The sequence below is a fragment of the Thermodesulfobacteriota bacterium genome (genome assembly GCA_039028315.1).
In the GTDB taxonomy this organism is placed as follows: domain Bacteria; phylum Desulfobacterota_D; class UBA1144; order Nemesobacterales; family UBA2774; genus CR02bin9.
The window spans coordinates 21,306-27,996 of record JBCCIH010000003.1; the positions used below are offsets into that span (position 1 = coordinate 21,306).

Genomic DNA, 6,691 nt, shown 5'->3' on the forward strand with positions numbered 1-6,691 from the left:
CACTGTTTAGATTAATCATAATCATTTGAGATTCAATCATAAAACAGATCATACGCATTTTACCTGAATAAATAATAATGCAAATATAAAGGTAATGATGATTGGCTAATTGCCAATACCTACTCCAAAATATTTAAGTCCTAACTTTAAAAGCGCCTGGGGTTTATACAAATTGCGCCCATCAAAAATCACGTCTCCATTCATTAGTTCTTTCATTTTGGGAAAATCCGGCTGACGGTACTCATTCCACTCAGTATTGATTATTAGTGCCTCTGCATCTTTTAAAGCGCCGTAGTTAGTATCTGCATATTCTACTTTTTCGCCAAGTTCAAGCTTGGCATTATTCATTGCAACAGGATCATGCACACAAACTTGGGCGCCAGCCTTGAGCAGTTTATCAATTATATAGAGTGAGGGCGCCTCTCTTATGTCATCAGTTTTGGGCTTAAATGAAATGCCCCAAATTGCAATTTTCTTGTTCTTTAAATCTCCGCTAAAGTAATTGTGGACTTTATTCCAAAAATGCTCTCTTTGGTTTGCATTAACCTCGTCTGTGGCAGAGCAAAGCTTAAGCTCAGATTCGTATTGTTTTCCTGTATTCACAAGTGCCTTAACATCCTTGGGGAAACATGAACCGCCGTAGCCTATTCCGGGAAAAAGAAAATGACGTCCAATTCTATCATCCGAACCGATAGCAACCCTTACTTCAGATATGTCGGCGCCTACTACTTCGCAAAGGTTTGCGATTTCGTTCATAAAAGAAATTCTGGTTGCCAGCATGGCATTAGCTGTATACTTTGCGAGCTCAGAGGACCTGATTGAGACTACTATTGCTCGGTCCATTGATCTCATAAACGGTGCATAGAGTTCCTTGAGTATCTCACCAGTGGCTTCATTCTCCACCCCAATTATGACCCTGTCTGGCTTCATAAAATCCTCAACTGCAGCTCCTTCTTTTAAAAACTCAGGGTTTGAAGCGACATCAAAATTAACATCAGTAATTTTTTTAATTTCATCTCGTATCATTTCGGTCGTTCCTACAGGAACAGTGCTTTTAGTCACAACAACTTTATAATCATCTATGCTCTTGCCTATAGATTTTGCCACGCTTACAACTGCGCTCGTATCCGCAGATCCGTCATCTTTAGGAGGTGTACCAACAGCTATTAAGACTATTTGAGAATTTTTTATGCCGTAAGCTATATCAGTTGTGAAGTGCAGCCTTTGTTCTTTAATGTTCTTTTTTACTATATCTTCAAGGCCCGGCTCATAAAAAGTGACTTTACCTTCTTTAAGACTTGCCACCTTTTCCTCGTCAATATCAACGCATATAACATTGTTTCCGCTTCCTGAAAGGCATGCCCCTGTAACCAAACCTACATATCCTGTCCCAATTACACATATGTTCATAATTTACCTCTAATTTTTGAAAGGATACTAGAATATCATGAAAAAATGAATTTGATATAAAGAAATCCTAATTCGGCACAATCTGCCATAAGTTTGAAGTACTGGGTCTAATATATTGGTGAGTCCTAGTTAATCAGACCATTTTGAAAGCCAAAAAGCATAAGTTCTGACCTATTTTTTAGGGACAATTTTTTAAAGACTTTATATAAATGAAACTTCACCGTCTTCTCACTAATATATAAACCTGTTGCTATTTCTTTATTCGTCATGCCTTTGAGAACTAGCTTTATTATCTTTATTTCAGTTTCTGTTAAATCATAGATCTGGCCTTTAAGATTAAACTCATTAGTCGGATAAGATTTCCCGTCTACTACTTTTCCCATGATTTTTCTATCCGCCCAAAGTTCCCCATCATATACCGCAATTATTGCTTTTATAAGTTCCTTAGAATTTTCTTTTTTATTTATGTAGCCCCTAATCCCAGATCTTAAGCCACTGATTAGAAGGTTTTCACTATACTCATCGTCAACGAGCAGTATTACTCTTGCGCTCTTATTTTTTCTTGCCAGCTCTAAAATTTTATTTAGGTTAAGCCCTTTAAGCTCTGCATCTATTAGAAGTATATCAAAGCTCTTTTTCTTAGTAGCCTCAATTAGATTAATTAAATTAGATACCGCACCCACAACATTTATTCTTTTATCTGATTCTAAAAGGGTTGAAACACTTTCTGCATAAATCGGAAAAGGGCAGGCAACAATAACTTTTACCTTATGAGATTTCTTATTAGAGGCTCTTTTAGTTTGCGGCACAACTATCACGTCCTATGATTTATAAAATTTATAATACCATAGGTGCTCCGGCTTGCCATACTTTAGTATTAATATATAAATTTAGATTATGGGCTCTGAGGAGGTCCTATTAGCGGTGCCATTACTGGTTTGGCTAAGCCAATAAACACGACCATCTCTTCTCCTCCCGGGTTTTCAGATATAGCAATTGTCTCGAAGTTGTTAGTAGCCCATACATTTCCAGACGGGTCTATCTGGACAGACGTACTTCTTTTAAGACCATTAAAGAAATAACCCAGGGGCGCTATAGGGTCTCCTGTCTCTAAACCCGGTGGGCACATGCTTGTGTCTTCCCCGCAAAAGTATGAAACAGTATTCCCATCAAAGTTAGATACCCACACATTACCGGCTCCGTCGACCGAAATACCCCAAGGCATCAGCAGCCCTCCGCCCTTGAAAGAGCCGATCTCGGTTCCGTCTGAGTTAACCATAATTACAGATGCGTCTGGGTTCGTAAAGTCCGGGTCAAGCGTGAGCGCAATAAACAATAACATGCCAGGTACGGAGCCCCCATCACAAGGAGCAGTTACAAAGCCTGAGTTCGCCACCCATGTGTTTCCGAACATGTCTGTAGCAAGACCCATCGGCTTGTTAAAACCGGCTTCTGCCGCCTGATCCCCTGACACATTAAATATCAGATTTCCGTCAGGATCAAACTTCGCAACGTTTGAGGTCCCGTTCCCCGTTACCCATGCGTTTCCGTCTATATCAATTGCGATATCAAAAGGCTTGACGACTATTGTTTCGTCTGAATCGTCCATCTCTTGTATTACAAATGCCTGGTCGGGGTCTCCACCGGGAAATATTGTTACATGGTCTGCGCTACAGCTTGCAATCCAGATATTACCTTTTTTGTCTGACACAGTACCTTGAGGATAGAAGATCGTATTACCGGCTCCCATAAAACCACCTATGTCATTCCCCACTGTAGTAGGTGAAATGGGAACACCTTCTGATGAGAATTTTGATACTGATCTAGCTCGAAGATCTTGCTCAATCGGATTAAACATGCACCCAACTCCCTGGAAAGCAAAATTGCCGATCCAAACATTCCCCCCTGGGTCAAGGGTGATACCGTAACCCGCTCCATAAACCCCCCCGCCCTGATAAGGCGCACCCGGCGCATCCTCGCCCGTGGGAGTTAGCCTGAGAACATGATCGTCGCCGCAGACTACATCCAATGGGTTTTCTCTGAACACAAAGTTATTAGTGATCCATGCATTCCCTTCAGCATCAAACGCAGTGTTTCCGGGCCCATTGATTTCCATGCCATTACCTACGTATCTTATTGCAATTATCCACGCATTAATATCCTGAGTTGAATTAAGAGTAGGTCCGTACACCTGCTCTAGTAGTGAAAAGTCAAATAGTGCTTGTACATTCTGCCACGGGAAGTGAGCAATATTTAAGGCAGCCATAAGCGTGTCAGAAGGCTCTTCACCTCCTGGGGGAGTAGCCAGGTCAAAAAGAGTATCGCACCTATTGTCATCACGAACGCACGCCGCTAGCATATTGGATAGTGAATTAAAAGCGCCCTGAGTTGTAGTGCTTGATCCGTTTGGAAATGTGTTTAGAAATAAAGTAGTGTTGCCGGTTTCTATATCTACAAGTCTTCTCAGAATATCAGCTGCATTTTGAAGCCCTGGCGAAGGGCCGTCTATCTCGTCACCTACAAAAAACTGCGACATTGCGTATGCGGTAGCAACAGTAGTTCTTTCATTTATTACTATATCCCGTTTCACTGGCTCCTGGCCAAGAACTGTTGCCAATCTGGTTTGCCGTGTTGTTAAAACACCATTTGTATTGTTAGCAATTGGAACTATATCTCCTGTAGTTAGATACAGGACCGCATTAGAATCTGATGGAGGGTTATAATTTATTCTAAAGAGGCCAAACTCATCAGTCTCAGCTGTGCCTAGTATCCTAACAAAACCATCAGTGCCAGTGCTCTTTAGTACAACATTCACAAATTCTATCGGCAGCTCGCCGCTTAGAACAAATCCTCTAATTTGTGCTTGGTTGTTGTCTGAATCACATGAACTTATAAGTAAAACTAAAGATAGTAATGAGAAAATTACAACAGTATTAAGTGCATTTAAATTTTTATATCTAAACATTTTCCTATCCTCCACTTCAAAATTAGTAGCAATAATAATATAGAATCTATACGAATAAAATAAGCTAGCAGATTCAATCTGTAGATAATATTATTTAGGTGGTTAGCTCATAATTCAATGCAGATTTTGGTCTTCTACTTAATCTGGAAAATTTTCCCCGGGAGCTGCTGGACATAGTCGTTTAGCTCCAGAGTGAGCAAGATTGAAAGAAGGTTTGCAGACTCTATACCTGTTTTTTTATGTATATCATCAATATGTTGTGGTTCACTGCTTAATACTGAATAAACTTCCTTTTGGTTTTGTGATAATTTATCAAGGACTTTTTGAGTTCTTTCTTCCTCGAACAAACCTGAGCTTTTTAAATTCGCAAATGCTTCAAATTCTAAGAGCACATCATCCACTGTTTCTACAAGTTTTGCGCCTTTTTTTATAAGCCAGTTAGAGCCGCGGCTAAGTTTATTATCTATGTTCCCCGGAACTGCAAAAACTTCCTTATTTTGATCAAGCGCAAAAGAAGCGCTAATGAGCGAGCCGCTTTTCTCAGAGGCCTGAACCACTATAACTCCAAGAGAGATACCGCTAATTATTCTATTTCGCTGAGGGAAGTTATGAGAGATTGGAGGAGTGCCCAAACCAAATTCCGAAACTACAGCTCCATTTTCAGAGACTTGTTTGTAGAGCTTTACGTTCTCAGGCGGATAGACCACATCTAGCCCGCAGCCCAATACTCCTATTGTCCGCCCGCCCCTTTTTAAAGCTTCTGCCTGCGCAATTGAATCCACACCCCTGGCAAGACCGCTTACAACTGTAATACCCATTGAGGCAAGCTCACCGGCCAGAGCTTCTGTGACCTTTCTGCCATACTTATTTGGAAGCCTGGTGCCAACAATTGCAATTGAATTCTTATCACTGTGAAGAATTTCACCAGTTATATATAGAAAAGAAGGAGGATTATAAATCTGTGACAGTGATTCTGGATACTCTGAATCTTTGAGAGAAAGTAGCCTTACTTTGTGTTTATCAATCTTGTTTAGTTCTTCTTCCACATCCGGCCAATCTGAAAAACTTTTGATGGCCTCTATGTGTCTCTCTGAAATTCCCTGTACTTGCCGAAGATCTTTCTTTGAAGCTGCAAAAATTTCTTTAGCGCTGCCAAATCTGCTAAATAAATTTTTTATAAGGACTTCGCCAATGCCTCTAACCCTGCTGAGTGCTATCAAGTACTTCCATTCTTGATTCATACAAACAAAAGTAATAACCTTAAAGGCAGGCCGTAGTCAAGATATAAATAATTAATTATTAACGATGATGCTACATTTTTTCTTCTAAACTCTTTAACTTTCCTTCCATAGTGTAGGGCTTATCTACCCTCTCGCTAATCCTCACAGTTGAACTAATACGCTCAACTCCCATCTTTTTAAGCTCATCATGACATCTTTTAACTAGCGGGGTGATATCTTCCCACTCGCATTCAATATTTGTAGCCATAGAGTGAGATTCATATTTGAGCCCGCTATCTTTAATCACTTTCATAACACATGCTACATATTCAGAAAGAGAGGGCCCAACACCGATCGGAATAACGCTTAACTCAATTATCATATTAGCCTCCTTCTTGAAGTTACTAAGACAAAGTTGTGCTACTCTCTAATATATCATCAATAAGGAGGTTTCACCCATGAAAAGCCTGACAGAATATTTGTGGTTTGATACAAAATATAAGCGTGAGATGGTTCATATTACCGATACCGTAAGAGATCTTGTGATTAAGAGCGAGGTACAGGAAGGGTTTGTCCTAGTTTCGGCTATGCATATAACTGCCGCAGTATATGTAAATGATCATGAGAGTGGTCTAATTGAGGATATCTGGGAGTGGCTCGAAGGACTTGCTCCATTTAGAGATGATTACAAACATCATATGACTGGGGAGGACAATGGAGATGCCCATCTTAAAAATTTGATCATGCATCATCAGGTAATAGTCCCTATAACCCAGGGCGATCTTGATCTTGGACCGTGGCAGAGGGTTTTCTACGCTGAGTTTGACGGCGGCAGAAGAAAAAGAGTAGTAGTGAAAGTGATCGGCGAGTAAGAGTCTATAAATTCGTTATAATAATTCATATGAGCGATGAAAATATAAACTACAGGTTTTTTATTGATAAAAGGGGCAACTGGTTTCAGGACGGAATAAAAATCCAGCACCGCCTAACTTATCTCTACAACAACAAACTTCTTCAAAGAGATGATGAGGGAAGATACTACCTTGATGAAGGATCTGGAAAACTTTATATAAAAGTTGAAGATACTCCTTTTGTG

Annotated in this window: 7 protein-coding genes; 2 read left to right on the top strand and 5 right to left on the bottom strand. The window is 40.1% G+C overall.

What is annotated here, in order from left to right:
• Positions 1-105: 105 nt before the first annotated feature.
• The 5 genes from AAF462_00615 to AAF462_00635 all read right to left on the bottom strand — a co-directional run bounded on the left by AAF462_00615 (position 106) and on the right by AAF462_00635 (position 5,977).
• Positions 106-1,410, bottom strand: coding sequence for a UDP-glucose/GDP-mannose dehydrogenase family protein (locus AAF462_00615; protein ID MEM7007618.1), 1,305 nt, complete (start codon positions 1,408-1,410; stop codon positions 106-108).
• Positions 1,411-1,535: 125 nt separating this feature from the next.
• A complete protein-coding gene (locus AAF462_00620; GenBank protein ID MEM7007619.1) occupies positions 1,536-2,219 on the bottom strand; it encodes a response regulator transcription factor in 684 nt (227 codons plus the stop codon).
• 86 nt (positions 2,220-2,305) lie between these two features.
• On the bottom strand, positions 2,306-4,375 hold the full coding sequence (locus tag AAF462_00625) for a hypothetical protein (GenBank protein MEM7007620.1): 2,070 nt from the start codon (positions 4,373-4,375) through the stop codon (positions 2,306-2,308).
• Between the two features lie 134 nt (positions 4,376-4,509).
• Positions 4,510-5,616 (bottom strand): DNA-processing protein DprA, encoded by a 1,107-nt coding sequence (gene dprA, locus AAF462_00630; protein MEM7007621.1) that lies wholly within the window; start codon positions 5,614-5,616, stop codon positions 4,510-4,512.
• 70 nt (positions 5,617-5,686) lie between these two features.
• Entirely contained in the window at positions 5,687-5,977 is a 291-nt protein-coding gene (locus tag AAF462_00635; protein ID MEM7007622.1) for an MTH1187 family thiamine-binding protein, read from the bottom strand.
• A 76-nt stretch (positions 5,978-6,053) separates the two neighbouring features.
• Between AAF462_00635 and AAF462_00640 the strand changes: the two genes are divergently transcribed.
• On the top strand, positions 6,054-6,467 hold the full coding sequence (locus AAF462_00640) for a secondary thiamine-phosphate synthase enzyme YjbQ (GenBank protein ID MEM7007623.1): 414 nt from the start codon (positions 6,054-6,056) through the stop codon (positions 6,465-6,467).
• 29 nt (positions 6,468-6,496) lie between these two features.
• The coding region (locus tag AAF462_00645; protein ID MEM7007624.1) for a hypothetical protein at positions 6,497-6,691 on the top strand (195 nt) is incomplete at its 3' end.

Coding starts and splice junctions, on each gene's coding strand:
- AAF462_00615 (MEM7007618.1), bottom strand. CDS start 1,410: ATGAACATATGTGTAATTGGGACAGGATATGTAGGTTTGGTTACAGGG.
- AAF462_00625 (MEM7007620.1), bottom strand. CDS start 4,375: ATGTTTAGATATAAAAATTTAAATGCACTTAATACTGTTGTAATTTTC.
- dprA (MEM7007621.1), bottom strand. CDS start 5,616: ATGAATCAAGAATGGAAGTACTTGATAGCACTCAGCAGGGTTAGAGGC.
- AAF462_00635 (MEM7007622.1), bottom strand. CDS start 5,977: ATGATAATTGAGTTAAGCGTTATTCCGATCGGTGTTGGGCCCTCTCTT.
- AAF462_00640 (MEM7007623.1), top strand. CDS start 6,054: ATGAAAAGCCTGACAGAATATTTGTGGTTTGATACAAAATATAAGCGT.